At 61.4% G+C, this 25,774-nt stretch carries 30 protein-coding genes and 1 tRNA gene; 16 read left to right on the top strand and 15 right to left on the bottom strand.

Annotated elements, in window-relative coordinates:
- Nucleotides 1-112 precede the first annotated feature (112 nt).
- Both NKI59_RS16015 and NKI59_RS16010 read right to left on the bottom strand, forming a co-directional pair.
- Nucleotides 113-232, bottom strand: a complete 120-nt coding sequence (locus NKI59_RS16015; protein ID WP_352705461.1) for a Panacea domain-containing protein — start codon at nucleotides 230-232, stop codon at nucleotides 113-115.
- Nucleotides 233-293: 61 nt separating this feature from the next.
- Nucleotides 294-370 (bottom strand) — tRNA-Thr (locus NKI59_RS16010).
- A 289-nt stretch (nucleotides 371-659) separates the two neighbouring features.
- Between NKI59_RS16010 and NKI59_RS16005 the strand changes: the two genes are divergently transcribed.
- Nucleotides 660-1,457: a hypothetical protein gene (locus NKI59_RS16005; protein WP_352705298.1), complete on the top strand. Its 798-nt coding sequence runs from the start codon at nucleotides 660-662 to the stop codon at nucleotides 1,455-1,457.
- Between the two features lie 2 nt (nucleotides 1,458-1,459).
- On the opposite strand, the gene NKI59_RS16000 is transcribed toward NKI59_RS16005, so the two are convergent.
- The gene (locus tag NKI59_RS16000; RefSeq protein ID WP_352637206.1) at nucleotides 1,460-1,690 is read right to left on the bottom strand and encodes an RNA-binding protein; all 231 of its coding nucleotides are present in this window, start codon (nucleotides 1,688-1,690) and stop codon (nucleotides 1,460-1,462) included.
- Nucleotides 1,691-1,692: 2 nt separating this feature from the next.
- A complete protein-coding gene (locus tag NKI59_RS15995) occupies nucleotides 1,693-1,878 on the bottom strand; it encodes a hypothetical protein (protein WP_352637207.1) in 186 nt (61 codons plus the stop codon).
- Nucleotides 1,879-2,034: 156 nt separating this feature from the next.
- Here NKI59_RS15995 and NKI59_RS15990 point away from each other — a divergent pair, with 156 nt between their 5' ends.
- Nucleotides 2,035-2,763, top strand: coding sequence for an HAD family acid phosphatase (locus NKI59_RS15990; protein WP_352705459.1), 729 nt, complete (start codon nucleotides 2,035-2,037; stop codon nucleotides 2,761-2,763).
- Between the two features lie 49 nt (nucleotides 2,764-2,812).
- Here the strand turns inward: NKI59_RS15990 and NKI59_RS15985 are convergent, their stop codons facing one another.
- Complete coding sequence (locus NKI59_RS15985; protein WP_352705296.1) at nucleotides 2,813-3,793, bottom strand: quinone oxidoreductase family protein; 981 nt, start codon at nucleotides 3,791-3,793, stop codon at nucleotides 2,813-2,815.
- A 98-nt stretch (nucleotides 3,794-3,891) separates the two neighbouring features.
- Between NKI59_RS15985 and NKI59_RS15980 the strand changes: the two genes are divergently transcribed.
- Nucleotides 3,892-4,284 carry a winged helix-turn-helix transcriptional regulator gene (locus NKI59_RS15980; RefSeq protein ID WP_352450464.1) on the top strand — a complete coding sequence of 131 codons (393 nt, stop codon included), beginning with the start codon at nucleotides 3,892-3,894 and terminating at the stop codon, nucleotides 4,282-4,284.
- Between the two features lie 74 nt (nucleotides 4,285-4,358).
- Here the strand turns inward: NKI59_RS15980 and NKI59_RS15975 are convergent, their stop codons facing one another.
- The gene (locus NKI59_RS15975; RefSeq protein WP_352469781.1) at nucleotides 4,359-4,964 is read right to left on the bottom strand and encodes an NADPH-dependent FMN reductase; all 606 of its coding nucleotides are present in this window, start codon (nucleotides 4,962-4,964) and stop codon (nucleotides 4,359-4,361) included.
- Nucleotides 4,965-5,054: 90 nt separating this feature from the next.
- Here NKI59_RS15975 and NKI59_RS15970 point away from each other — a divergent pair, with 90 nt between their 5' ends.
- Nucleotides 5,055-5,423: a winged helix-turn-helix transcriptional regulator gene (locus NKI59_RS15970; RefSeq protein ID WP_023678378.1), complete on the top strand. Its 369-nt coding sequence runs from the start codon at nucleotides 5,055-5,057 to the stop codon at nucleotides 5,421-5,423.
- A gap of 50 nt (nucleotides 5,424-5,473) precedes the next feature.
- On the opposite strand, the gene NKI59_RS15965 is transcribed toward NKI59_RS15970, so the two are convergent.
- From NKI59_RS15965 to NKI59_RS15950, 4 genes are all read right to left on the bottom strand, one after another.
- Entirely contained in the window at nucleotides 5,474-5,839 is a 366-nt protein-coding gene (locus NKI59_RS15965) for a hypothetical protein (protein WP_352705294.1), read from the bottom strand.
- Nucleotides 5,840-5,937: 98 nt separating this feature from the next.
- Nucleotides 5,938-6,333, bottom strand: a complete 396-nt coding sequence (locus NKI59_RS15960) for an acyl-CoA thioesterase (protein ID WP_352705292.1) — start codon at nucleotides 6,331-6,333, stop codon at nucleotides 5,938-5,940.
- A gap of 139 nt (nucleotides 6,334-6,472) precedes the next feature.
- Nucleotides 6,473-7,135: a hypothetical protein gene (locus NKI59_RS15955; RefSeq protein ID WP_352567976.1), complete on the bottom strand. Its 663-nt coding sequence runs from the start codon at nucleotides 7,133-7,135 to the stop codon at nucleotides 6,473-6,475.
- A 125-nt stretch (nucleotides 7,136-7,260) separates the two neighbouring features.
- On the bottom strand, nucleotides 7,261-8,214 hold the full coding sequence (locus NKI59_RS15950) for a LysR family transcriptional regulator (RefSeq protein ID WP_352705290.1): 954 nt from the start codon (nucleotides 8,212-8,214) through the stop codon (nucleotides 7,261-7,263).
- 105 nt (nucleotides 8,215-8,319) lie between these two features.
- On the opposite strand from NKI59_RS15950, the gene NKI59_RS15945 reads away from it, so the two are divergent.
- From NKI59_RS15945 to NKI59_RS15920, 6 genes are all read left to right on the top strand, one after another.
- The gene (locus tag NKI59_RS15945) at nucleotides 8,320-9,111 is read left to right on the top strand and encodes an alpha/beta fold hydrolase (RefSeq protein ID WP_352705288.1); all 792 of its coding nucleotides are present in this window, start codon (nucleotides 8,320-8,322) and stop codon (nucleotides 9,109-9,111) included.
- A 127-nt stretch (nucleotides 9,112-9,238) separates the two neighbouring features.
- A complete protein-coding gene (locus NKI59_RS15940; protein WP_352705286.1) occupies nucleotides 9,239-9,811 on the top strand; it encodes a GNAT family N-acetyltransferase in 573 nt (190 codons plus the stop codon).
- Nucleotides 9,812-10,148: 337 nt separating this feature from the next.
- On the top strand, nucleotides 10,149-10,793 hold the full coding sequence (locus NKI59_RS15935; RefSeq protein ID WP_352705284.1) for an SMI1/KNR4 family protein: 645 nt from the start codon (nucleotides 10,149-10,151) through the stop codon (nucleotides 10,791-10,793).
- 117 nt (nucleotides 10,794-10,910) lie between these two features.
- Nucleotides 10,911-12,527: a GMC family oxidoreductase gene (locus tag NKI59_RS15930; RefSeq protein ID WP_352705282.1), complete on the top strand. Its 1,617-nt coding sequence runs from the start codon at nucleotides 10,911-10,913 to the stop codon at nucleotides 12,525-12,527.
- On the top strand, nucleotides 12,524-13,735 hold the full coding sequence (locus NKI59_RS15925; protein ID WP_352705280.1) for a mandelate racemase/muconate lactonizing enzyme family protein: 1,212 nt from the start codon (nucleotides 12,524-12,526) through the stop codon (nucleotides 13,733-13,735). The genes NKI59_RS15930 and NKI59_RS15925 overlap by 4 nt, the downstream gene beginning before the upstream one ends.
- The gene (locus NKI59_RS15920) at nucleotides 13,732-14,655 is read left to right on the top strand and encodes an NAD(P)-dependent oxidoreductase (RefSeq protein WP_352705278.1); all 924 of its coding nucleotides are present in this window, start codon (nucleotides 13,732-13,734) and stop codon (nucleotides 14,653-14,655) included. The genes NKI59_RS15925 and NKI59_RS15920 overlap by 4 nt, the downstream gene beginning before the upstream one ends.
- Before the next feature lie 92 nt (nucleotides 14,656-14,747).
- On the opposite strand, the gene NKI59_RS15915 is transcribed toward NKI59_RS15920, so the two are convergent.
- Nucleotides 14,748-15,686: a diacylglycerol/lipid kinase family protein gene (locus NKI59_RS15915; protein WP_352567985.1), complete on the bottom strand. Its 939-nt coding sequence runs from the start codon at nucleotides 15,684-15,686 to the stop codon at nucleotides 14,748-14,750.
- 737 nt (nucleotides 15,687-16,423) lie between these two features.
- Between NKI59_RS15915 and NKI59_RS15910 the strand changes: the two genes are divergently transcribed.
- The 3 genes from NKI59_RS15910 to NKI59_RS15900 all read left to right on the top strand — a co-directional run bounded on the left by NKI59_RS15910 (nucleotide 16,424) and on the right by NKI59_RS15900 (nucleotide 18,671).
- Nucleotides 16,424-16,858: a DUF4383 domain-containing protein gene (locus NKI59_RS15910; protein ID WP_023719157.1), complete on the top strand. Its 435-nt coding sequence runs from the start codon at nucleotides 16,424-16,426 to the stop codon at nucleotides 16,856-16,858.
- Between the two features lie 6 nt (nucleotides 16,859-16,864).
- Nucleotides 16,865-17,995, top strand: coding sequence for a hypothetical protein (locus tag NKI59_RS15905; protein ID WP_352705276.1), 1,131 nt, complete (start codon nucleotides 16,865-16,867; stop codon nucleotides 17,993-17,995).
- A 160-nt stretch (nucleotides 17,996-18,155) separates the two neighbouring features.
- Nucleotides 18,156-18,671 carry a hypothetical protein gene (locus tag NKI59_RS15900; protein ID WP_352450478.1) on the top strand — a complete coding sequence of 172 codons (516 nt, stop codon included), beginning with the start codon at nucleotides 18,156-18,158 and terminating at the stop codon, nucleotides 18,669-18,671.
- 8 nt (nucleotides 18,672-18,679) lie between these two features.
- On the opposite strand, the gene NKI59_RS15895 is transcribed toward NKI59_RS15900, so the two are convergent.
- Nucleotides 18,680-20,302, bottom strand: a complete 1,623-nt coding sequence (locus NKI59_RS15895) for an FAD-binding oxidoreductase (RefSeq protein ID WP_352705274.1) — start codon at nucleotides 20,300-20,302, stop codon at nucleotides 18,680-18,682.
- Nucleotides 20,303-20,421: 119 nt separating this feature from the next.
- Between NKI59_RS15895 and NKI59_RS15890 the strand changes: the two genes are divergently transcribed.
- A complete protein-coding gene (locus NKI59_RS15890) occupies nucleotides 20,422-20,907 on the top strand; it encodes a YegJ family protein (protein WP_023678395.1) in 486 nt (161 codons plus the stop codon).
- 26 nt (nucleotides 20,908-20,933) lie between these two features.
- Here NKI59_RS15890 and NKI59_RS15885 read toward each other — a convergent pair whose 3' ends face one another.
- Nucleotides 20,934-21,905, bottom strand: coding sequence for a hypothetical protein (locus tag NKI59_RS15885; RefSeq protein ID WP_352705272.1), 972 nt, complete (start codon nucleotides 21,903-21,905; stop codon nucleotides 20,934-20,936).
- Nucleotides 21,906-22,112: 207 nt separating this feature from the next.
- Nucleotides 22,113-22,994 carry a hypothetical protein gene (locus NKI59_RS15880; protein WP_352705475.1) on the bottom strand — a complete coding sequence of 294 codons (882 nt, stop codon included), beginning with the start codon at nucleotides 22,992-22,994 and terminating at the stop codon, nucleotides 22,113-22,115.
- On the opposite strand from NKI59_RS15880, the gene NKI59_RS15875 reads away from it, so the two are divergent.
- Nucleotides 22,963-23,205: a CFI-box-CTERM domain-containing protein gene (locus NKI59_RS15875; RefSeq protein WP_352705270.1), complete on the top strand. Its 243-nt coding sequence runs from the start codon at nucleotides 22,963-22,965 to the stop codon at nucleotides 23,203-23,205. The genes NKI59_RS15880 and NKI59_RS15875 overlap by 32 nt on opposite strands.
- Nucleotides 23,206-23,321: 116 nt before the next feature.
- On the opposite strand, the gene NKI59_RS15870 is transcribed toward NKI59_RS15875, so the two are convergent.
- Nucleotides 23,322-24,371, bottom strand: coding sequence for a CapA family protein (locus NKI59_RS15870; protein ID WP_352705456.1), 1,050 nt, complete (start codon nucleotides 24,369-24,371; stop codon nucleotides 23,322-23,324).
- Nucleotides 24,372-24,513: 142 nt separating this feature from the next.
- Here NKI59_RS15870 and NKI59_RS15865 point away from each other — a divergent pair, with 142 nt between their 5' ends.
- Entirely contained in the window at nucleotides 24,514-25,767 is a 1,254-nt protein-coding gene (locus tag NKI59_RS15865) for a hypothetical protein (protein ID WP_352705268.1), read from the top strand.
- The last annotated feature ends 7 nt before the right edge of the window (nucleotides 25,768-25,774 follow it).

Genomic DNA, 25,774 nt, shown 5'->3' with positions numbered 1-25,774 from the left:
TTCTTAGCCCACGCGCCATCTTTCCGATGCGTGGCATTAACGAGCCGCCCCGGCCCCAATTTTCCAAGATCCCTGCAAGCCTCGTCTAGGATCGCCCTCTCAGGGCCCGGGTTTAATCGCCAATCCCGTAGAAAATATTGTCCACCCGGTCTGCGCCAAATATCTTAAGGCGCTGGTAGAGGTCAGGGTGGACGGGTCCGTACTCCCATGCCTCAAAGTGCCCATCAACCAGTGGCTCGCCAGTTCACAAACGGCTGTCACTATGTTAAGTAGCGACAGCCGTAGTGATTTGGTGGAGCGCTCGACAGGACTCGAACCTGCGACCGGGAAGCTACGAAACTCCAGCTCTATCCAACTGAGCTACGAGCGCGAAGCGGACGGCCCGAAAGCCGCCCGCCCGATGTTGCCGACCTAAAGCCGCTGCGTTTCCTGCCAGGGATCGCGCAGCGGCTTTTCTATTTGGAAGGGCCGCAGCCGCCGGTCGGCGTCACGCTTTGGCCCCGCACTCTTCTGGACATGACATCCTCCTTATGATTCTTGCATGGTAGTCGCCTTCTCGCCGCCGCGCAAGCCCCCTACTGAGTTAGCAGTTAGCGTTCTTCTCTTGATTTTTCTCTTTAGATGAGAGATAAGGTCGATAACAAAACAGGAGAACGACAATGGCAAAGGTGCGCAGCCCGAACTATCCGAACACCGATTTGACAGCGGCGCTAGCGATGGCCCGCACGCTTTACGAAAAAGACCACCGGAACAAGGTTCCCCAGATCGTCGTTGCGCAACATCTTGGGCATGAGGGACTGAGCGGCCCGGCGCTGGGAAAGATCGGTGTCCTTAGGGCCTACGGCCTACTGGAAGGCAGCGGCGACGAACTCCGCCTCACCGACGATGCCGTTGCCGCATTGATGGCCCCACCTGCGTCGCCGGATAGGCGCGACGCACTGGAACGCCTTGCATGGCGTCCGGCTCTATTCCGGGAAATCCGAAAGGAGATGCCAGGCATGCCCAGCGAACCCAATCTGCGATACTGGCTTGCTAAACGGGGATTTGCCCCTGATGCCGTCGCGAAAGCCATAAAGGCTTACCTCGGAACTTTGCGGCTTGTACCGGATTCGGTGGGGAGTTATAATCCCCCGGAACAAGGTTCGGATGAGGAAATAGACGTGCAGGTCGAAGAGACTCCCGCGCCAGAAACGACACGCAAGCAGTCATGGCTTCTAGAGGCGGCTCGACGGGCCGGCACCGTCGAAGCCAATCCCGGCACCCGAAAGGAAGTGATCACCCTTGACGAAGGCGACGTGACGATAGTTTTCCCTGAGAACTTGTCGTCAGCAAGCTTTGCCGATCTAGAGGATCATTTGAAGCTGTTCATTCGGAAGATGCAGCGCCGCGCCAGTACCGCCGCGCAGCAAGCATCACATGAACCGATGACGGACGAAGAAAAGGACTCCTACCAGTAGTCCTACTTTTTCCAACGGCTTGCAGCGGCCTTACGCGCGATCTCGGCGCGACGCTCTGGCGTCATGTTCTCGGCGCGCTTCTTTCCGCCCTTGGCACCAAGAGCTTTCGCGGCAGGGTCTTTGCCGTCGTCAATCACATCGTCGGCTTCCTCGCCTGTCGCGATGCGCATGACGCGGACGGCGTTGCCGATCACGTCGGCGGGGCGTTTCTGGCCTTTAGGTCCGGTAGGCATTTCTAGTTCTCCGCATGGCTAAAAACGACAGCGCCGTTGTCCTTACGAACTTCAACGGACACGATTCCATCGTCGCCCTTTCGGGTCTGGAACATGGAGGTAGCGTGGTCTTTGGCCGCCTTCTCGGCGTCGAAGATCACCTTATCGATGATGCCCTGTCTTCCATACCAGATGACAGTGTAGGCCACTTGTCGCCCCTATGCTTTCCGCTAAGCATATAGGCGCTGTCGCCTATGCGGGCAAACCGTGATAGGCGCTTTCGCATATTTCAAATTTCAAACTGAGACACTACCTGTGGAAGACCTCGCTTGACAGCCGACTTCTCGTGACAGCAAAGTCTCGTGATGCGGGCGATTGGCTGGAATAGAATTGCGCGTGCCGGTGCAATCGGGCTGATGATCGGCACAAATGTTCCTGGGCCGGCGCGTTCCGACTCGCTCCTTCTCACAAGCCCGTCCCAGCCAGCCAATGTCGGCGATGCGATGCTGGCGGCCGCCAATTATCATGATTCCGGCGACTATGACCGCGACCTGGCCACTGTGGCGAAGCAGGCCGGCGACTGGGTCGTCAAGCGCGCAATGGAGGTGCCTCGCCCCGCACTGGTGCTCGATATCGACGAGACGGCTTTGGCCAACTGGGAAGTGATCACACGTGACAATTTCGGCCGCCCGATCGGCGGCGCCTGCGACATTGCAATCGACGGTCCCTGCGGCTGGGCCGCCTGGGATCAGCTTGCGAAGGATCCGGCGATCGACCCGGTGCTGGAGGTTTTCCGGCAGGCACGAACGGCGAAAGTCGCGGTGTTCTTCATCACCGGACGTCCGGAGGACCAGCGTCAGGCAACCGAACAGAACCTGCAGTCGGCCGGCTATGCCGGCTACGAGCACCTTTACATGGTCCAGCCTGGGGCCAAATACGGCTCCGCCGCAGATTTCAAGGCACCCATAAGGGCCGAAATCGAAAAGGCCGGCTACACAATAATTGCCAACGTCGGTGACCAGCCATCCGACCTGTTCGGCGGGCATGCCGAGAAGCTGTTCCTGCTGCCTAATCCGTTCTACCGGGTTCGCTGACGGCCGGAACGGCACAAGCCCGGATCCTCGGCTCCTCGCCGAGCACCTACTAAGGTATCAAGACAACTTTGCCGGTCGCGCCGCGCTCCTCCAGCAGGCGATGTGCGTGGCTGGCCTGGTCGAGCGGGAAGCGGCCACCTTTGGTCACCACAAGCTGACCACCAGCGGCCAGATCGAACAGCTCCAAAAGGCCGTCACGGAGCCCGTCCGTAGACAGCAACGGCAGCAGGGCAAAACCCTTCAGCGACTGGTTGCGGCCGATCATCGCCTCCATCTCCGGGGCGCCGAGCGCGTATCTGCCGAGTGCTGCAAACACCAACTCTCCGCGAGGTGCCAGAGCCTCCAGCGCAACCGCCGTCAGCGGGCCGCCGACAATGTCGTAGATGATGTCAACGCCGGCGCCGTCTGTCGCCGCCCGGACGTGCACCGGCCAATCCGTGTTGCTGTAGTCGACGGCAGCATCGGCTCCCAGCGACAAAGCAAGGTCGAGCTTGGCCTTGCTGCCGGCTGCCGCGATGACACGGCCTGCGCCGGCGCGCTTGGCAAGCTGGACGAGCAACGAACCGACGCCGCCCGCGGCAGCGGCGACCAGCACCGATCTGCGGGCGGGCGGGCTTTGCCACGATAGATACAATGCCGTCAGTCCTTGCACCATCAATGCCGTCGCGTTTTCGAACGAGAGCGAATCCGGCAAGGGCACGGCCAGGCTTGCGTCGATCGTCACATACTCGGCATAGCCGCCAAACGGGCGGCTCGAGGCGAACAACGGCGCGGCGACGCGCGTGCCGAGCAAGGAAGCGTCCACCCCCTGCCCAAGCGCCTCCACGATCCCGGCGGCCTCGACGCCAGGGATCATCGGCAGTTGCGGCGTCACCGCATAGCGATCCGCGCGCATCAGCACTTCGAAGAAATTCACCCCGGCCGCATGAACGCGGACCAGGACCTCGCCGGCTTGCGGCTCAGGCTTCGGCACCGTGACTATGTCGAGAACGTCGGGCCCGCCGAAGCGGCTCAGTTGAATGGCTCTCATCGCATGCACCGATAGCTGTTGGCATCGGCCGCTGTTTGCCACTATCTGCCTGGCTTCGACTACACACCAATTTGTCCGCTGCTGACCGGGAGGTGACCATGGCCAAGCCGATCAAGAGACTGCCGATGCTGCCGGCGGAGCGCGCGCTGAAAGTGATTTCGGGGCGCTGGAAGGCGGTCATCCTGTACCATCTCTTCGACGCGCCCCGGCGGCTGTCGGCGCTGCAGGCGCTGATGCCCGATATCACCCAGAAAGTGCTGATCCAGCAGCTTCGCGAAATGGAAGAGCACGGCCTCGTCCGCCGCGAGATCTTTGCCGAGATACCTTCGCGCGTCGAATATTCGGCGACGCGGCTCGGCCTCAGCCTCGAACCGATCCTGCTGGCACTTTGCCAGTGGGGCCAGCATCACGCCGACGAGCTGAATGAGATGGACCGCCTTGCCGATTGCATCATCAGACCACGGCAAGCGCAGGACGCCCATGCCGTGTAAACAAAAGGGGCGGCGCATGCGCCGCCCCAATGCTTGGGAGAATTAATCCTTGGGAGGACTGTTCGAACCTGTGCTCAGGCCGCCTTGACTTCCTCGGCGACGGCATCGGCCTGACGCGCCGTCTTCAGCACCCTGGCCCACCATGCAATGTCGTTGACCAGCGCGGTTGCCGCCTGGTTGAGGTGCTCGAACTCATCGAGCTTCTTGTCGCCTTGCTTGACCGCAAGGAAATCGGCCCAGGAGATGTGTACGGCGGACTTCACCGGCGCCATCTGCAACTCGACCGCATGCAGCCTCAGCTGCTCGACCGCGCGCGCGCCACCGACGCTGCCATAGCCGACGAAGCCGGCCGGCTTCTTGTTCCACTCGTTGGCGGCGTAGTCGATGGCGTTCTTCAGCACGGCCGTCGGGCCATGATTGTATTCGGCGGCGGTGAAGATGAAGCCGTCGAATCCGGCGACCTTCTTTTGCCAGCGCTGCGCCACTTCGTTCTGCGACGGCGCCCAGGCGGAGGATGCGACCTCATCGAAGAACGGCAGCGGGAAATCGCGCAGGTCGACGACTTCGACGTCGATGTCGGCGTGCGACTTGGCGATCTTGGCAATCCATTCGGCCGGGACGTCGGCAAAGCGCGCGGCGCGGGTCGAACCAATGACGATGGCAATTTTGGGTTTTGACATAGAGGGGCTCTCCTTACGGGAATACTGGTATCATTTAGATACCTGAGCTATATGAGTAACTGGCCGCTCAATGTGCAAGGAGGCACTTTTTTGTTACCAAGGCACCCGCACCGCACCGAGGACTGCCGCGCCATCTCGGAAATCCTGCAGCGCGTCGGCGACAAATGGACGGTGCTCGTCGTTGGCAAGCTTGGCAACGGGCCGCTGCGTTTCAACGAGTTGCGCAGCGCGGTCGGCGGCATTTCGCAAAAGATGCTGACCACGACCTTGCGCGGGCTCGAGCGCGACGGCTTCGTTACACGCACCGTGTTCCCGACCATCCCGCCGCGGGTCGACTACGAATTGACCGATCTTGGCTACGAACTGCTGGTGCCGGTCGATGCGCTCGGCGAATGGGCACGCAAGAACACCGAGCGCGTCAAGGCGGCGCGCGAGAAGTTCGACGCCATGCACAGCTGAACCCTTGTGCTGCAAGGGTTTGAACCTGCCCGGGAGCCTCCGGATGAGCGCTACTGCTGTAACTGCATCTTGCTCTTCGGCAGCTTCTCGATCCGGTTCCATTTCGGGTTGGGACTGACCACCCTGCCGCCAATCGTGCAGGTCGTGGTCGTCTCCTTGCGGCAATTGCTCACCGTCGTGCCGCTGGTGTCGCATTTCGTCGCCGAGCAGATCTCGCACTTGGCCGCTTGCCCGTTGATGGTGCGGTTTTCCGACGTGCAGGTGGCGCCTGGATCGCCTTTTTTGACCTCGGCTAAAGCGCTTGCGGACGACAGGCAGAGCAAGGCTGCAAAGGCACCCGCCAGGGCAGCGTTCAGCATGTGTTGACGCATTGTCTTTCCTCCCAAGATCCCGTCGGTCGCGCTGCAGGCGCGCATGCGGGAACCCGTTAGCCAAAGACCACGCGGTATCGCTGTCCGCATCCCCCGCGCGGGAGAGACGGCTGTTTAAATCCGTCTTCTGGAATCAGGCCGGGTCAGCCTTCGGCCGGAACCGCCTTCGGCTTGCCTTCGCCGTCCAGCGCCACCATGACGAAGTCGGCATGGGTGACCTTCTCCATCAGGTCGGAGAGATAGCGCTGCGCCCAGGCCTCGACCTTGAGCGTCACCGAGGTGCGGCCGACGCGTTCGACATGCGTATAGATGCACAGCGTGTCGCCGATCTTCATCGGCTTGGCGAAGGACATTTCCTTCACCGCCGCCGTCACCACGCGGCCCTTGGCGCGCTCGGCGGCGCGGATGCCGCAGGCGAGATCCATCTGCGCCATCACCCAGCCGCCAAAAATGTCGCCTGCCGCATTGGCGTCGGAAGGCATGGCCAGCGTCCTGAGCGTCAGATCGCCGATCGGCCGCCCGTCCGCGTAATGCACCATGCTGAAAAAAACCTTTGCGATCGATTGTCCCGATCCGTATCGGCGGGACGATGATACGTCAACGCGCTCTCCGCACCTGGGTTGCCGGTATGGTGCGCGGCGCACGTACTAACGATAGAGTGCGTAATCGATGGACTTCTCACTTGCTTCTAGGGCGATACACACCGCCATCACGCGCCAAAGGCTCTATATCTTGACAATCAGGAGGGGCTTTAACGGCGGCCATCCTTGCCAACAGGTACGGGACTCGAAACTCATCCATATTATTTTTTTGCATTTTCTCCACAGCGTTCGAACTGACAGAGTAATCGGGGCAAGTGATGAACGCTTGGAGATATCCACCCCATGCCACCGCCGCTGCATAGATTTTGTACTGTGAACTGCCACGCGGCGCCGCATTGAGTAGACTTAGCATCTCGTCGCGGGGATTCGGGGTTCCAATATCTAAATCTAGAATTTCATAGCTGAGGTCATCGCACTCTGTTCCGGGTACCCCGCCGCCTTTGGTGCTCCAAGTGGTTTGTGCGTCGGAGTAGTGCTTTTGTACCAGCGCGAGGTCTGAAGGACTAAGGCTCCAAGTCAGCTTCTTGTAGTAATTTTCGAATGCCTTCATGTCTATCAGCGGAACCAAGTCGCACTTGTCGTCAAATTCTTTGTGTCTCGTCAGCGCGTTCATCATGCGGCCGAGTATGTCGGCGCGAGCCAATGAATCTTGGCTGGCCACGTTGTGATAGACCTCCTCCGCCAAAACGGTCGACGACGCGAGAGATGCGAGAAGCGGCAATACAAAGATGAGGCGCATTTGAGACTCTTCACGTGAGCGTCGCCGATTTTGTCAGATGCAGCAGACCCTAACGAAGGACTGAGATAACAACAATATAGGAATTACGGTTCTACCTACCGATAGACTGAACGGCCTCGAAGAATTCACTCGATGCCGAGCCCTTGCTTTGCGTGCCGGACAGGTGTCCGACGTTCGAGCGCTCGACGCAACGTCGGCGCCTCTTGCTCGATATGATCCCACAGACGGTTCGAGATCGGCCCGTGCGGCCGGTCGCGGCGGCGCGCCACCACCAACTCCTCGGTGCGGCCTGGCAGATGACGGCCGGCAACGGATTGCAGGCGTCCGTCGCGCAGCTCATCCTCGATCAGGAAGCGGGGCATGTGGCCCCACGCGAGGCCCTGCAGGATGATTTCCTTCTTCATCCCCTGGTCGGCCACCATGCATTGCGGCGCACCCTCGATCATGAAGTAGTCTTGTTGCGGTGAATGGCGGGCCGTGTCGCGCATGACACATTGGGTGAACGCGTGCATCTGATCCGGCGTGATGGGGTGCTTGATCCGCTCCGGTAGGAAGTCCGACGCCACTACTGGGACGAAGTGCACCTTGCACAGATCGATCCATTCCACCCGCGGATCGCTCTTGTCGATCCAGTGCAGGATCAAATCGGCTTCGTCATCGAAGAGGCGCTCCCACGGGCCGCCCACCGCCTCGAAATGCAGGTGCAGGCGTGTGCCCGGACACTGGGCGAAGAACCGTCCGAGCATGCCCAATGCCTGCGGGCGCGGGCAAAGGTCGCCGATCACCACATGGATCTCGCTTTCTTCGCCCATTGACAGCTGAGCAGCATGAAGCCGCAAGCCCTCGAGCTCGCGCAGCAGCGATTGTGCCCTGCGATGGAACGACAGCCCTGCCTCGGTGGGGCGCACGCGATAGCCGCTGCGATCCAAAAGAACGAGGTCGAGTTGCCGCTCCAGCTTTGCAACGGCTGCGAACACAGCCGGGTGCGAGCGATGCAGCATGGCCGCCGCAGGCTGAAAGCCGCCGCAGCGGACCACGGCATCGAAGCATTGCAGGTCGTGCAGGGTGAATTCGGCCATGTCGGCTTCTATTACAGAGATAGTCCTATGTTTGTAATATCTTCAAAAGCGTGCCGCAGCTAGGCTTTGCCACATTCAACGCTCCAAGCAAGGAAGGTATTCACCATGAATGAGCTGGATTTCATGACCGTCGGCGATGGTACCCGCATCGCCTACCGCATGGACGGCAACGCCGGGAAGCCCGTGCTGATGCTGTCGAATTCCATCGCCACCACACTGCGGATGTGGGACATGCAGGTCAACGAGCTGTCGAAGCATTTCCGTGTTCTGCGCTATGATTTTCGCGGCCACGGAGGGTCGAGCGTTCCGGCCGGCGCTTATTCGCTCGACCGGCTTGGCCGCGACGTGATCGAGTTGCTCGACGCCCTGGGCATTGAACGCGTACACTTCCTCGGTCTGTCGTTGGGCGGCTTCGTCGGGCAGTGGCTCGGCATCCACGCGCCCGAGCGGATCGAACGATTGATCCTGAGCAACACCTCATCCTACCTCGGACCGGCAAAGCAGTTTGACGAGCGGATTGCCGCCGTGCTGCAGGCGCCAGACATGGCGGAAACCGCCGAGATGTTCCTGGGCAACTGGTTCCCTGCGCGTATGCTGACGGCCAACGAACCCGTCATCGAAGAATTTCGCGCCATGCTGCTGGCCATAGATCGGCAAGGCCTGGCTGGTCTGTTCGCGGCGGTTCGCGATGCGGACCTTCGCCGAACCGTTGCGCTGATTTCCAGGCCAACGCTGGTGATCGCCGGCCGGCACGACACTGTGACAGCCGTCAGCCATAGCGAGTTGATCGCGGCGACGGTGCCCGGCGCGAAACCGGTTGTCCTGCCCGCGGTCCACTTGTCGAATGTCGAGTACCCCACCGAGTTCATGGAGGCCGTGCTTGGTTTTCTGCGCTGAGATGGAGCACGACAGGGACGCTGAGTGAAACCCCGGTTTGAACATCCCCGCATGGACCGCAACCTATGATCAGCTAGCGCGCAGTGCAGGCTAGACTGAGCAATATCAATAGCGGATGACGGCTGACATGGAACTTGGCTTTCGCCCATTAACGCCCGATCTGTGGCCGGCGCTCGAGGACCTGTTCGGTGACAGCGCCGTCTGCAGTCGCTGTTGGTGTATGTACGGACGGATCGGCAGTTCTTATCGAAAGCGACCCGGCGAGGAAAACAAGGCAGCGTTCCGGCAGGCCGTCCAGCATGGTCCGCCTCCGGGTTTGCTCGCTTTCGACGGCGATACGGCTGTCGGCTGGTGCCGGGTGACGCCGCGAGATGCCCTGCCCTGGCTCGATCGGCTATGGCAGCTCAAGCGCGTGGACGACAGGCCGGTCTGGTCCCTGTCCTGCCTCTACGTGCGAAAACGATACCGCAGGCGGGGCGTAACATTCCAGCTGATTGCGGAAGCACTGGAAGTCGCAAGGCGCGCAAATGCGCCTGCGCTCGAAGCCTATCCTTTCGACGCCGAAACATCGCCGAGCGCATCCGGCAGCGGATATGCCTCCACCTTCGCGCGCGCCGGGTTCAGGGTCGTCGCTCGCAGAACGCCGGCCCGCCCGATCATGCGCTATGATATCAAGCAGATTGCCGATCTTCGTCTGTGATCGCAGCTTGAAGTTTCGGCTATGGGTGGAAAGTTGCCATCCAGCCGCTATTGCGCCCGCTTCGCTGTCACCGGCGAACATTACTGAACGCAAACAGATTAATCAAAGCCGTAGCGAGGCTCACCGACATTGCAACAGCAAGACTAGACTTCCGCAGCGGATCGCAGCTTGGCAAGTCTCACGTCTCCGGCCGAACGAACTGGCTGGCGACCTTAGGTTGTAGGCGCGAAAGTCACCGTCGGGCGTGATTACCAACTCTGTGATGTTCGCCCGTTGTTTTCCGATGTGATAGATCAGGTTGACAAGGTAGACCCTAGAACCCGTCAAAAGTGGGTAAATGGAGCTATTAGGGACAATGCGTTCGCAGGAAGAATGGTCAAGCAATGAAGACGCTCGTGCATACAGAGAGCTCCGAACCCTAGTCGATAAATGGAAACGCCTCGGATACAAGACCTATCCGGATGGAACCGAGTGGATTGGCCATACCCCGCATCGAGCGCCTCAAGCGTATTTGCATCAGCTGTACGCACCACTTGGCGCCATCGGAATTGGGCAGATGGAGTCTGAAATTTCGCGTCGACTCCCAGATAATTTCCGTTGCTTTCTCATGCTCCACAACGGGATAGGTCTGTTTGCGAATTATATAAGCGTCTATGGGCTGCGACGTAGCTGGTCACGCACGAATTTGGTGGAGGCGGGTCAACAACCCTTCTCCATACTGGAACCAAATATAAAGAGACGACCAGGCAATGCACCAGACGATGTTCTCTTTATTGGTGCGCTAGGGGACAATGACGATTTAATTGGCATGAATCCGGACGGGGGGTCTTTCGCTGGGAGAGTGACGATCCTCTGTCCGGTTCGACCAAGTCCTACTCAAGCGTGTTCACCTTCCTGCTGGAAGAAGCCAATGAGGCGGCGGCCCTGTTCGACCCGGATGGGCGCGAACACGACTGAACTCGGGCAGCAGGCGACAGGCTGACATTCAGACTGAATATCCCCGGTCGCTTTTTTCACAACGGATGCCGGAAGACCCGGCGACGCCGCGTCGCGCCCAAGCCTAGGTTAGAGCCGAATTCCGGAGCCAGCCGTATCCACCATGCAGACCTATGATTTCATCATCGTCGGCTCCGGTTCGGCCGGCTCGGTCCTGGCCGAAAGATTGTCGGCTTCCGGCCGCTTCTCGGTGCTGGTGCTCGAGGCCGGCGGCAGCGACCGTCGCTTCTACGTGCAGATGCCGCTCGGCTACGGCAAGACCTTCTTCGACCCGGCGGTCAACTGGAACTACAAGGCCGAGCCGGATCCCGGCCTGGCCGGCAATGCCGACCACTGGCCGCGCGGCAAGCTGCTCGGCGGCTCGAGTTCGATCAACGCCATGGTCTGGATCAGGGGCGCGCGCGAGGATTTCGATGCCTGGCGGAATGCCGGCAATCCCGGCTGGGGCTTCGACGACCTGCTGCCTGCGTTCAAGGCGCTGGAAGACAACCAGGCCGGCGCCGACCAGTGGCGTGGCGTCGGCGGGCCGCTGCATATCACCGACTGCTCGACCTCCGTCCATCCGCTCACCAAGCGTTATCTCGCCGCCGCCAATCAAGCCGGCCTGCCGCTCAACCCGGATTTCAACGGCGCCTCGCAGGAAGGCGTCGGCGTCTACCAGATCACCACCAGGAATGGCCGCCGCATGTCGGCGGCGCGCGCCTTCCTGCGCCCGGCAATGAAGCGCAAAAACGTCCGCGTCGAGATCAACGCGCTGGCGACAAAGATCCTGTTCGAAAGCAAGCGTGCCGTCGGTGTCGAGTACCTCCAGAATGGCGCCACGAAAACCGCCCGCGCCGGCCGCGAGATCATCCTGTCGGGCGGCTCGGTCAATTCGCCCCAACTTCTCCAGATCTCCGGTGTCGGTCCATCGGCGCTTCTTGCTGGTCTGGGCATTCCTGTCGTTCACGCCAACGAGAATGTCGGGGCAAACCTGCAGGACCATGTCGGCATCAACTACACTTTCAAGGGCAGGCTGCCGACGCTCAACCAGATCCTGCGCCCGTGGTGGGGCAAGCTGCTGGTCGGCATGCAATATGTGTTTTTGCGGTCGGGCCCGCTGTCGCTGTCGATGAACAATGCCGGCGGCTTCTTTCGCACCGATCCGGCCACGGCACGGCCCAACATGCAGCTCTATTTCCAGGCGTTTTCGACCGTCATTCCGAAGAGCGGCGAACGGCCGATCCTGACGCCCGATCCATGGCCGGGCTTTTCCATCGGTCTCTCCAATTGCCGTCCGTCGAGCCGCGGCGAAATCATGATCCGTTCCGCCAATCCGCGCGATTATCCCAAAATCGTCGCCAATGCCTTTTCGACCGAGGCGGATGTCGCTGAAATGCTGGCGGCGGTGAAATTCGTCCGGAAGATCGCCTCGATGCCGGCGATGGCCGAGATCATCGAGGAGGAGGTTTTGCCCGGTCCCTCGATCACCTCCGACGCGGATCTCATTCAGGATTTCAGGAAGCGCTCGGGCACCGTCTACCACCCGGTCTCGACCTGCCGCATGGGGCCGGACGCGTCGCACGCCGTCGTCGATCCGCGCCTCAAGGTGCACGGCATCCAGGCGTTGCGCGTCATCGATGCCTCGATCTTTCCCGACAACATAACCGGCAACACCAACGCCGCCGCGATCATGACCGGATGGAAGGGCGCCGAACTGGTTCTGGAGGATCAGAAATGAAAATCACCGACGTCAAGACCTGGGTGGTCGGCAATCCGCCGCCCGGCATCGGCGGCAAGTATTTCATCTTCGTCAAGCTCACCACCGATGGCGGCGTCGTCGGCTATGGCGAAGCTTACAACGCCACCTTCTCGGCTCATGTCACGGCGAAAATGGTCGAGGACATGGCCGAACGTTATCTCATCGGCCGCGACCCGCACGATGTCGAGACCTTCTTCCGCCGCGCCTATTCGTCCGGCTTCACCCAGAGGCCCGACGTGTCGGGCATGGGCTGTTTCTCGGCGCTCGAAATCGCCTGCTGGGACATTATCGGCAAAGAGGCCGGCAAGCCGGTCTACAAGCTGCTTGGCGGCCAGGTACACGAAACGCTGCGTTCCTATACCTACCTCTACCCGCACAGCGGCAGCGTCCACTCCGAGGACGCCCGCGGCAAGAACGTCTACAATGATCCTGACCTGGCCGCCGCCTGCGCGCTCGAATATGTCGAGCAGGGTTTTAACGCGGTCAAGCTCGACCCAGCCGGCCCTTACACCGCCTTCGACGGCCACCAGCCGCGCCTCGTCGACGTCGACCTCTCCGCCCGCATGGTCAAGGCGATCCGCGAGGCGGTCGGCACCAGGGCCGACATCCTGTTCGGCACGCACGGCCAGTTCACCGCATCGGGCGCGCTGCGCCTCGCCCGCGCCATCGAGCCCTATGATCCGCTGTGGTTCGAGGAGCCGGTGCCGCCCGACATGCCCGAGGTGATGGCGCAGGTCGCCCGCGCGACCTCGATCCCGATTGCCACCGGCGAGCGGCTAACAACCAAATTTGAGTTCGCCCGCGTCATCGAGAACCGTGCGGCGACCATTCTTCAGCCCGACCTTGGCCGCTCCGGCGGCATTCTCGAAACCAAAAAGATCGCCGCCATGGCCGAAGCCTACCACATCCAGGTCGCGCCGCACTGCTACTGCGGACCGATCGTCGGCGCCGCCAACATCCAGCTTGCGGTGACGCTGCCCAATTTCCTCATTCTGGAATCGCTGAAACAGTGGGACGGTTTTCACGCGAAGCTGCTCAAGAAGAAGATCGAATGGCGGGACGGCAACGTCATCCCGTCGAAGGAGCCAGGCCTCGGTGTCGAACTCGACGAAGCCGTCTGCGAGGCGCATCCCTGGACCGGCAAGGACCTGCATTTGCAGATGCTGCAGACGCCGTTGATGCCGTGAGCGCGCGTCAGAGCTATGCCTTCGTCGGTCTTGGCCATCTCGGCGGCCAGCTCGCCGCCAACCTGATCCACAACGGCTTTGCCGTCACCGTATTCGACCGCGACCAGGCGGCCGTCGAGCGGCTGGTGATGCTTGGTGCCGATGCCGCCAACAGCCCGGCTGATGCCGCTGGCCGCGCCGGCAATGCCATCACCTGCCTGCCCTCGCCAAAAGTCAGCGAGGCGGTGCTGGCCGGCCCCGGCGGATTGCTCGAAGGCCTGCCCGCAGGCGGCAGTTGGATCGAGATGTCGACCACTAGCCAAGACGAGATCGTGCGCCTTGCATCCCTCGCCTCGGCAAGAGGCGTCGAGACGCTCGAATGCCCGGTCACCGGCGGCGTGCATCTGGCAGCCGTCGGACAGATCACCGCGCTGGTCGGCGGCGACGCAGCGCTTTATGCGCGCCACCGCCCTGCCGTCGAGGCGATGTGCGCGCGCTCGTTCCTGATGGGTCCGGTCGGCTCGGCGGCGGTGATCAAGGTCATCACCAACATGCTGGCCTTCATCCATCTGGTCGCCGCCGGCGAAGCGCTGATGCTGGCCAAAAAGGGCGGGCTCGACCTTGCCCAGTCCTATCACGCCATCGTCGCCTCCTCCGGCAACAGCTTCGTCCATGAGACCGAAAGCCAGCTGGTGCTGAACGGCTCCTACGACATCGGCTTCACCATGGATCTGGCGTTGAAGGATCTCGGCTTCGCCCTCGGCATGGGTGAAAAATTCGGCGTGCCGCTCGAGATTGCCTCGCGCGTCGACGCAATCTTCAGGCAAGGCAAGCAGGCCTATGGCGGCAGCGCCTGGTCGACGATGATCGTGAAACTGCTCGAGGATGCCGTCGGCACCGACCTGCGCGCACCCGGTTTCCCGGCTAAACTCGCAAGTTGATATTGGCCGGATTATCAATCGATTTCAGTCGATTGGAGAGATCGCCGGAACCAGAGCCGCAGTCAACTGAATCAAAGTCTTAACAGCTTGATTCAATATCTCAGCGTCAATGCGCCGGGCAGGATCTCGAAAGTCGCTGGTATGCGACCCGGCGATTCGCCGTCTATGTCGATCAGCGCGGCGTTCTTTTGCACATCGCCGAGCGGCTCGACAACCACTTTCTTGCCGCGCAGGATGGTGATCGCAGGATGGTTGCGGTGCCGCCCGCCATAGAGCAGGCGGATGTCCCAGATCAGCTTCAGCTTGCCGGCGGCGCGCAGGATGACGATGTCGAACTCGCCGTCGTTAAGCTCGGCGTCGGGCGCGATCATCATGCCGCCGCCGAAGAATTTGCCGTTGGCCACCGCGACCAGCGCCATGCGCGCCTCAACCGGGGCACCGTCGTCGACGGTGATCGCAACCTCCTGGAACCGATAGCGGAGGAATTCCCAGACCGTGCGCCAGTAGAACAGCGCCTTGGCCGAAACCTTGCCCTTGCGCTTGTCGGCGTTGACGGCACGGTCGGTAGCGCCGGACAGCCCGAGGCTGGCGATGTTGATGAAATGGCGGCTGGCCAGTGCGCCATGGTCGTCGACATAGCTGATGCAGCCGGCATCGACCTTGCGCGGCTTGGCCTCGGCAATCCGCTTCAGCGTCAGATCGACATTGTTCGACAGGCCGAGCCCGCGGGCGAAGTCGATGCCGGTGCCGCAAGGCAGCAGCCCGAGTTCGGCCGTCCGGCCGCTTTCCCGGAAAGCCTTCAGCAGCCCGTCGGCGACTTCGCTGGCGGTGCCGTCGCCGCCGGCCGCGATCACCAGCTCGAAGCCGATGGCGGCAAGGTCGAGCGCCAGCCGTTCGGCATCCCCCTCGGCCTGCGTTTCACGCAGCTCGAAATCACCGAAATGTCTTTTCAGCGACGCCGCAACCTCGGGCCAATGCCGCTTGAGCCTGCCGCCGCCGGCGATCGGATTGAGAACCACCGCGACCTTCAAGCCCGCCTCCCCAAGGCCATCGAACACGCCTTCCACTCATTTGCCGGCATTGAAGCCCGCGCCGGGCCGCGGGGCAAGGGTCGATTACCCGACAATGCGGCTTCGGCATCGAGGCGGCAAATCCCGACCGGCGGCGGCAGAGATCGGAAAGTCGCTATTTTGGCAGGGTCAGTCCCCGATAATCCCGCTATCCACAGGCATGCGGCAGTTTCGCCAAACGCTTATCCGACGTACGTTAAAACCCATCTCAGGCGGCTACCGATCGCCACGCCGAAAGGCAAAGCGGAACGGCGGATTTCCTGAGGCCCGTACGGCCCTGAACGAGAACAGGCTTGCTTGTTGGAGGGATGGACGCCGAGACCTACGGGGCCGCGGAAAGCGTGCGAACGCCGACGGCGGACCGATGCTGCCATGAAGGACGGCAAAAACCTTCGATGGCGCGCTGGGCAAAGCTCGCAAGAGTGGAGACCGGCGTGGTCCGGAACGGACGCTGCCCTCGGGTGGCGACTGGCAGGACCGTCAAAATCAAGGCCGGCATGGCGCGACATCTTTCGGGAGTTGCTGCCGCGACCGTGTCCTGATCTGACAGGGAGGCGCTGGGAGAAATCCCGGCGCCGACTGTCTTTGTGGCCCCGCCTGACGATTTTGCCGGCGACGCTTCACGCTGCGCCAAAATCAGCTACTATCCATTTGCCGTCGGGGGCCGTTTAAAAGGGCTGACGGCAGGGGGACATTTCATGACGCTCATCCAGAAGCTTGCTGTTGCCTATGCTTTCCTGTTCTTCGGCGTTGTTGCCATCGGCTATGTGCCGGCTTTCAACGACGCCGGCGGCAATCTGTTCGGCCTGTTCTCGCTGCAATGGTACGACGATTTGCTGCATGCCTTCTCCGGCGTCTGGGCGCTGGCCGCCGCCTTCATCTCGCACCGCCAGGCGGTGTTCTATTTCAAGCTGTTCGGCTCGGTCTATCTGTTCGACGGCGTGCTCGGCCTGGTCACCGGTTCCGGCTGCCTCGATGGCGGCATTTTCATCAACGGCTTCCGCTCCCTGAACGATATCGAATTCCCGGCCCGCTTCTTCGCCAACCTGCCGCACATCGTCATCGGCGGCTTCGCCGTCTACGTCGGGTTCTGGCTGTCGAAACGTGTGTACGACCATTTCGCCACGGCCTGACCGGCCATGTTCCTGTTCCGCTGGCTGAAGCGCATCATCAAGGCGATCCTCTGGCTCGTCGTCATTGTCGTGTTGATCCCGATCGCCGGGCTGGCCTACGGCTTTCTCACGACGCCGTCGCTGGACACAACGCCATTGCCGGGCGTCACCGAGGGTGCCCCGCCGAAGGCGCTGGCCGACAAGGTCCGTGCCGAGATCCCCGGCTACCAGCGGCCGGAGGAATCGACCTTTCTTACCTATCCGGAATGGGCCATCGTCTACTCCGCCCGCGAATATGCCGGCTTCGTCGACAAGAACCAGCCGAGCGGTTTTCCCTATCTCTCCTATATCGGCCGCTTCTGGCAGGACTATGCGATGGTCATCCGCGCCAGCTCCACCTACAAGTTCAACCTCGACAAACACCAGATGCTGGTGGTCATCGGCACCAGCCACACGATCGAGCACGCCATCCAGTGGGCCTATGAAAATACGATCGGCCGCGTCACCGAAGCGACAGCCGGCAAGCGCACCGCCGTCGACATCTACCAGGCCAAGGTGGCGGCCGATTATGCCGGTTTTCTCGACCAGGTGCCGTGGTACCAGTTTCCCTATGCCGAAAAGCGTGCCGGCCTGTTTGCCGTCCAGCCGGCAGCGGACGACAGCGCCGTCCGCACCAGCGAACGCAAGCTCGCTTTCGGCCTCGCCGACACGATCAAGCAGGGCTACGCCGATCTGATCAAGTCGGCGCTCGCCGCCACCACCGACCCGGCCCTGCTCGACATTCACGTCTGGGCCAAGGGTCCGGTCAGCGAGGTGACGCGTAATGAGCCCGACACCTTGCTGGAGCGCGAACTCGGCGCCGACGGCACGGTCTTCGTCACCAGGCGCTATCAGGTGTTCACCGACATGATCCCGCGCCTGATCGACAAGGGCGTCTCCTTCGTCGAGATCGGCGGCAATGACGAGATCATGGTCACCATGCTTTCCAATGACGAGATCAATGTTCCCGAAGGTGCACGCACCTTGTTCAGCTACCCGCTTCCGGCGGAACCCTCCACGCGCCGCACTGGCCTGACTGTCGCCGTGCGCAAGCTGCACATTGTGCTGCCGGCGCTGATGACGGCAGGCGCCAGGCTTGAACACGTCTACGATTACTGAGGCCTTTCAGTCACAGCCGGCCTCCGCAAGACGTAGCGTGATGCTCCGCCACGCTCATTCCACAATCGCGGCCAAATCCCGCCTTGTTCCGCAACGATTGATGACGCCCTAGCACTTTGATCTTGCGCACATGCGCCAGGCATCTCGGAGGGACAAGACCGTGATCAAGACCGCCCTTGTCGCCATGACCATCGTCGGCTGCGACTGCGACGCCAGGCTTTGCGAATATATCGGCGAGACGCCCGCCAAATGGTCGACCATCGCCGAATGCGAAGCGGCGATGAAAAGCCAGATGCTGCACGAGCGCAATTTCGACTATCCGTTGGTCTCCGGCATCTGCCGGACACAGAACTCGTCTTCGTCATCGCAGCTCGCTGCGACCGCTTCTGAGCCTGAATTGACGACGGCCAGCACCGCAGCGACAGACCCGCTGCCACCGGAACTGAGCCATCGGCCCAGTGCTGCGGTCGGAACGCAGGCCACGGCGACGGAAACGGAAGCCGTCCGGCCGGTCGCCTATGAAGCGGCGGTCGATGGCGGCCGCGCCGTGCTCTACCGCACGAAGGCCGGCTACGCCGTGGTCAAGACCGATCTCGGCCGCGCCGCATCGGCAACGATCGGCATCGCCAGGCGTTCGGCGAACTGGCTGGCGGCGAAGCTGCCTGACGGTCTGTAGCCGCCGCTTCAGGCCGTGCCGATCAGTGCCTTGACGGCGCGATAAAAAATCGACGAAAACAGCTCGCCCGGATCGTATTGCAGCTTCTTCGCCAGGAAGGACGGCAGTTCCGGATAGGAGGCAAGCAGTTCCTTGCCTGTGTAGTGGAGCTGGTAGGGCAGGAAAAAACGCCCGCCATGCTTGATCGTCACGTCGATCAGCGCCCTTGTCAGCGCCCGCATCCTGGCATTGCCGTCGGCGTCTGTCGGCTGATTGATGTAGAGCACCAGCGAATAGGCCGGCTCCGGCGCATAATTCAGCGCCACATCCTCCTTGTGGACGATGCGTACCGACGCGTTGAGCACCGGCAGGGTCCGGTTGCGCAGGATCTCGCGCGCTTCCGCGATGAACGGGTTATAGGCCGCCCGCGGGATGAAATACTCGTGCAGGATGTCGGTCACATCGAGCAGATCATTGAACAGATAGGGCACTGAATCGTGCATCGGATTGTTGCGCGTGACGAGGCAGGCCTCGCCCTCGGCCATTGCCGTCGTCCGCGCCACCGTGCAGCTCTCGAATTGCGGCTCCAGCGTCTTTTCGGTGAACCATTTCAGCTCCTGGAACAGGCTGCCCCATTTCGCCAGGTTGATGATCACCCGCTTAAGCCCGACCGAACCCGGTTCACCGATTGCCGGCTGGTCGGCCGGCGGCTGGTCGGCCACCTTGTCATAGCGGTAGACGATCATATCCTCGAGGAAATTGCCCGGCGCAGTCGACAGATGCCCATAAAACAGACCGATCGCCCTGTTTGGCTCCAGAACCTCGGCGAAGAACGTCGGGAAATCGTCCGATTTGATGATCTCGCGTGAGGTCCGGTAGACGGCGTTGTCGACGATGTCGAGTGTCGCCTCCAGCACCACGCCGAACAGGCCGTAGCCGCCGACGACGTGGCGGAACAGCTCGGTATTTTCGGCCGGTGAGCAGGTCGTCACCGAACCGTCCGCCAGCATCACCCGCATCGAACGGATCGAGCCGGCGACCGAGCCGGCCTGGTGGTCCATGCCATGCGCGTTGACCGACAGCGAGCCGCCGACCGAAAAGATGTCGGTCGACTGCATCGCCTTCACCGCGAAGCGCGGGTGCAAAAGGTTCTGGATGTCGTGCCAGCGCGCGCCCGGCTGCAAGGTGATCGTCTTCGCCGTCGGGTCGACACTGACCTTGTTGAATTTGCGCATGTCGAGGACCAGCGCGTTGTCGTCGAAGGCGTGGCCGCCCATCGAATGGCGCACCGCCGCGACCGAGACCTTCAGGCTATTGGCGCGGGCAAAGGCCAGCGCGCTCGCGATGTGGTCTTCCTCGCTGACTTCGATAACGCCATAGACCGGTGTCATCGACAGGCCGCTGGCATCGTTGATGTCGCCGCCCTTGGTCAGCCATGGCAGCGACGGATCGTAGGCTGGCGGGCCCTCCAGCGGCTTCTGCGCCAGGTCAATTCCATCAATGTCGGCGATGCGTCCGGAATTCTTCTGCCCCGACGGACCGCGCGCCAGGCGCGCCACGGTCGTCCCGCCCCAGAGCATCGCGCCGCCGACCACCGCCGCACCCAGCAGCAGCCGCCGCGACAGGCGAAACCCCTTGCGTTCCTCGATCATAGCCCCACCCCCGCTATCCCAGGAATAGCGCCTGATGGAGACAAAAACCAGTTGCCATCAGACGTTCGGCAAATGATGATCACAGTCGTTCTGGCGAAAGCGTCGAAAGCAGCCGCACCATGAAGCTTGCCGTCCGTGCCACGATTGCCCTGCTACTCGCGTTTGCTCCGGTCTCAGCCGACGCCCAAAGCGGTGAGAAGGGAGTCCTCGGTGTGGCAAGGGACGATCCGGAGATGGCGGCGGCGATTGAGCAGGCCCGCGCCAGCCTGGATGACTTCCTGATCCTGTCCGAGGCGCCGCCGTCCGGAACAGCCACGTTCAAATTGAAGGTAAGGATCGAAGACGGAACCGCGACGGAACATTTCTGGATCATTCCCTTTCACCGAACGGCGAGCGGATTTGCCGGAATTTTAGCAAACGAGCCGCAGGCAGTGCACAACGTCGTCGCCGGCCAGGAGATCGAATTCACCAGGGACGAAATTTCGGACTGGGGATACACCAAGAACGGCCATCAGGTGGGCAGCTTTACCGTCTGTGTGATGCTCAAGAAGATGTCGAAGGAAGACGCGGACTATCTCCGCGACAATTACGGCTTCGACTGCTGATGTCCGAGCGCGAGGCGCTTTAGCCGCTACCCCGCCTCCTCGTCCTGCGCCCCAATCTTGCGCACCAGCGCCGCGGTCGCCAGGATCGTGGCCATGTCGGCGATGATCGGCGCAACATGCTTGACATAGTCGAGCGGCACAGAGATGTCCGGCAGCTCGAAGAAGTTCTTCGTCTGCGGCAGCAGCAGAAAGCCGTCGCTGCCGTTGAGCGCGACGCGTGCCGGTTCCTTCGGCCATGTTTCGCCAAGCCATTCGAGCGCCTGCGCCAGCCGGCCGGTCACCAGCGGCCGCGCCGCCTCGATATTGTCGGTGCGGAACTCGTAGGCGGCATCGAGCTCCGGCATGCCGCTGGATAGTTCCTGCATCTTGCTGCCGAAGATGCCGCGGAAGAAGCCGACGACCTTGTTGGTCCGGCGCGCGGCCACCAATATGCCGGGGAACGGCACGATTGTCTTGAAGGCGACGATGACCCCCTTGAACACTGCCGTCGTGCTCTTGCCCGTCCCTTCCCGGAGATCTGCTTCGTAAAGCTCGAACGGAAACCCCTCATAACGGCCGGAAAAAACATCATCGAAAGATTGCCGGTTGAACGGACCAACCGTCTCGCGCGGCAACCGGTCGAACGAATTCGGCTTGACGTTGTGCCGGTACCGCATGTCGTCGATGAAGCCGAAGATGATCGGCAACAGCGTGCTGCGAAACGACTGCTGCAATTTGCTCGCCGGCTTGATCGCCTGGAAATAGAGCAGGATCGCCGCCAGGAAGCCGCCGATATAGAGGAACACATGCGGGGTCGAGAACCACTGCTCGTTGGGGTCGGCAACCCCGTTGAAGAGCCAGGCCACAAACGCCACGAACACCAGCACCAGCCCGATGAAAAGTGGCACCCGCCAGCGCGTCCGGCGATGGGCCGAAGCTCGTTGCGCCTCATAGGCCTCGATGTTCTTCCTGAGGCCGGCGATCACCGCTTCGCTCGGCATGAAATCCGCAGTTTCCATCACCCACCCGCCGCCACAAGCCTGCCCGCGCTGGGCATGATAGCCGGTTTGGTGGGAAAGTCGCCAGCCGGGCGACCCGCCCAGAACAGCTGGCTGTTTCGACAGCGCGTAGCGGTCGCAAGGGGTATCCGCCGGCTGTCATGAGCTCAGAAGCTTTTTCCGATCTTTATCCAGCAGGCGCAAAGTTGCGGAGATAGCGAGCCCGCTCTATGTAGCGTAGTTGAGGTTTTTTTGATGGTCTACATCGGTCCGGTTGTAGGTGAAGTTACGACCATTAAATTCTCGGCAGAATCTTGTATAGTTTTCTTTACCGAAGGAATCGATGTAGACTATCTTGCCAAAAACGAAGAGCCTTTTACCGTTTTTTTTATGATCTTTGATTAGATCATTAACTGTTCGGCCCTGAAACTGAGGAATGAATCCCTTATATGGCCATGTTTCACCGTGTCCGATTACGGAGTCGTCGGGATAGATTCTTTCAAACGCACTCTCCTTTTCAGGATCTGGAGGATCATCGGCGAGAACATAGGAAATGCGGAGCTTCCGTATCAGAGCCGGGGTGCGCCCGAAATTCTTGAAGGTCACGCCCTGCGTCGATAATACTCTGCCGAGCTTGTCTTTGGTCTTAATCGTCGTGAACATTCGTACGTGCGGTCGCTCGGATTGGACCAGTCCCAGCGCAGCACCGCGCGCCGCGAAAGCGGCGTAGGCGGTAGCGAACAGGGTAAGGACAAGAAGAGACAGGCCGACGGCACTGACGTACAAGGTCCACCACGCGGCATTGGCGCTTTGTTGCGCAGCGTGAACGGCGGCCCACTGGGCGCAAATCTCTGATCCGTTCTCGGCTTGCGGATCTTCGCAACCTTCGGCGTTTTTGGCGGTGCCGCTTACAGGACTAGGACTCTGCCGCTGTCTGCCCTCGAAAATATTCAAGTAGGATGGGCTGCTGGACTGAGCATGGCTTTGCGGTGGCCAGACAAGGCACGAGAAAGTCATTGCCAAGACCGCCAATCCATAGAATATAGGTGTGATCTTGCGCAAGTCTGGGTTGAATCGGATGGCGTACACAGTAAACACCTTTTGCTTCATGGCCACGGCGCTCGACGGAAAATACAGGGAGAGGCCTTTACAAAATTTTTTGCAGTTCAGAGATCGCTTTTTGAGCCACAGCCGATTTGGCCGTGTCGTGATCAAGGCGTACTATGTCTTGAGTCCCGGAGCCGCAAAAATTCTTATCCGCTTTCCGGCGTTTCGTAGAACAACTAAGTCCACCCTTTTGCTATTATCCAAAGTTTTATAGCGTTAACAGACTTGCAAGCGCTTGTTCAATTGCTGCCAGACGTCGGAGAAGAAAGTTCCTCAAGGAACTTATCGTGTACCGCTCGTCGCGCCGGCTAGGTTGTTGATATCGAGAGATCAGCCATCGCTGGTAGAACATTCGAAGATCGCCTTCAACCGGTCTTCGACCTTACCGAGTATCCGGCCCCTCAGCGCTTCAACCGGCACCAGCCGCTCGTGATCGCCGGCGCGCAGCCGCATGAAGGCATGCAGCCGGTAGGCGGCGATGGCCCCGCGCGTGCCGGGATCGTCGCTGATGTCGACGACGAGAATGGCGCCTATGCGGCCGGGCCATGGCTGCCGCGCCAAGGCGGTGCCGATGAAATCGCCGAGCCCATAGGCAACGAGCGTCTTTCCGATTCGCTCGATCGGCTGCACGACATGGGCATGATGTCCGGCGATCAGGCCGACGCCATGTTCGGCCAGAAGTCGCGCCATTGCCCGCGTCTTCGCACGTGGAAAATGCCGGAATTCCCAATCCCAATGCGGCACCGCGCAGAGGAGGTCGACACCCGAAGCGGCAGCGTGCGGCCATTGCCTCGGATCGGCTTGCATCGAGACTCGGCCCGCGAACTGAGCCTCGTCGGTATTGCGCCACAAGGTAAAGGCGGCAAGGCCTATCGTCAGCGAACCAACCGCAAACCGCTCGACCGGAGCCGCAGTGCCGATCGTGCGGATGCCTAATTGCTCCAGCGCGGCGACGGTCTCGTCGAAGCCGGCAATACCCTGGTCGAGCACATGGTTGTTGGCCAGCGACAGCACCAGTTTTTCACGCGAAATGCCGGCGGCGGCCAGCGCCTCGGCAAGGAACCGCTCGCTCATCGCGTGGTGCGTGCCAAGCCTGGTGCCCAAAACAGCGCTCGGCCGCTCCACCACCGGGCTTTCGCAATTGCCGACCACCAGATCGGCCGAGGCAAGCAGCGCCGCAATCGCCGGATCGCAGTCCGGCGCGCGGCGATTGGCCACCGCCGAGATATCGCCGACGAAAGCCAGCCGCACCGTCCGCGCCGGCAGTGGTTCGAGCAGGGCTGCGGCCGCCGGAGCAAAGCCGCGCGCGTTGCCATCGAGCGAAGGCCGGAGAAAACGCGGCAGCCACGACAGTTTGTAGGAAAGCGGATAGTTCGACACGCGACGCCCAATCGTTTGCCTTATGTAGACCGTCCGCCGGATTGATTGAAGCGTCGACTGTTGTGGGTGAACCGCAGGCCACAGGCGCTGCGAACCAAATGCGTGTATGATCCACTGCGGAGCGACAAAAGGGGCGATCACGATGAAGCGTTTTTCCAGGCTGATGGCGTGCGCCATCATTCTTCTCCTGCCGCTGGCTTTACCCAGCGCCGCGGCTCCCGAAGCGGCGGCCCTGTTTGAGGCAAAAATCGTAGCCGAACGCGACAGCGCTCTTGCCGCTCTGGAAGCCGCCGCGCCAGGCGATCCGGCAGCCGCCTATGCCGCCGGCGCCGGCGAATTCTTCACCGCGCTGGAGATACTGGCCGGCGGTCTGCACCGCCACGGTTTCGACAGCCCGCAATCGTTCATGCTGCCGCTGATGCGGCTGCCGGTGCCGGACAATGCCAATCCCGAGCCGCTGACCTACGAACAATTCCGCGCCATTCTCGTCGCCTTCCGCGACCGGCTGGAGAAATCCGCAGCCACGCTCGGTTCGGTACCCGCCGACGCCGACATCGGCATGGTCATCGACCTCACCCGCCTCGGCATCGACCTCAACGAGGACGGCACGATCGCGCCGGACGAAAGCGCCGCGGCGATCATGGCATCTCTGTCACGCGGCAGCGGTGCGCCAGACGCGGCCGCACCAGCCCTCACCTTCCGCTTCGACCGCGCCGACGGCTATTGGCTGCAGGGCTATGCCGAGTTCCTGATGGCGCAGGCCGACTTCTGGCTGGCGCATGATTTCAGAAACACGTTCGACGGCTCCTTCCACATGCTGTTCCCGCGCGCAAAACTGCCGCTGCAGGATACGCTCGTGCCGCTGGACGGTGGCACGAATGGCGGCATTCTGACGTCCGAATGGCGCCTAGCCGATTTCATCTCCCTGGTGCATCTCATTAACTGGCAAGTGGTCGAGCCTGAGCGCCGGCAAGCGGCACGCCGCCATCTCATGGAAATGATCCGGCTGTCGCGCGAGGACTGGAAAGCCATCGGCGCCGAAACCGACAATGACCGCGAATGGCTGCCCGGGCCGCAGCAGAAAGGCGCCAGCCCGCTGACCGGTCTCGAAGTCGGCGAGCAGCAGGTGCAGGCCTGGCTCGCCGCCCTTGATATGGCCGAGGATCTGCTGGAAGGCCGCACCTTGCTGCCGCATTTCCGCATCGCCGACAAAGGCATCAACATGAAGCGCTTCTTCGACGAGCCGAAGCCCTTCGACCTGGTGCTGTCGATCACCGGCCCGGCCATCGCGCCCTATCTCGAGCACGGCAAGATTCTCACCAGCGAGGAGTTCAACCAGATCCAGCGCCAGTTCGGCGGCGCCGGGTTTCTGACGTTCGCGCTTTGGTTTAATTGATCAGAAG

Source organism: Mesorhizobium sp. M0598 (assembly GCF_040320865.1).
In the GTDB taxonomy this organism is placed as follows: domain Bacteria; phylum Pseudomonadota; class Alphaproteobacteria; order Rhizobiales; family Rhizobiaceae; genus Mesorhizobium.
This window is presented reverse-complemented; position numbering and strand designations above follow the sequence as displayed.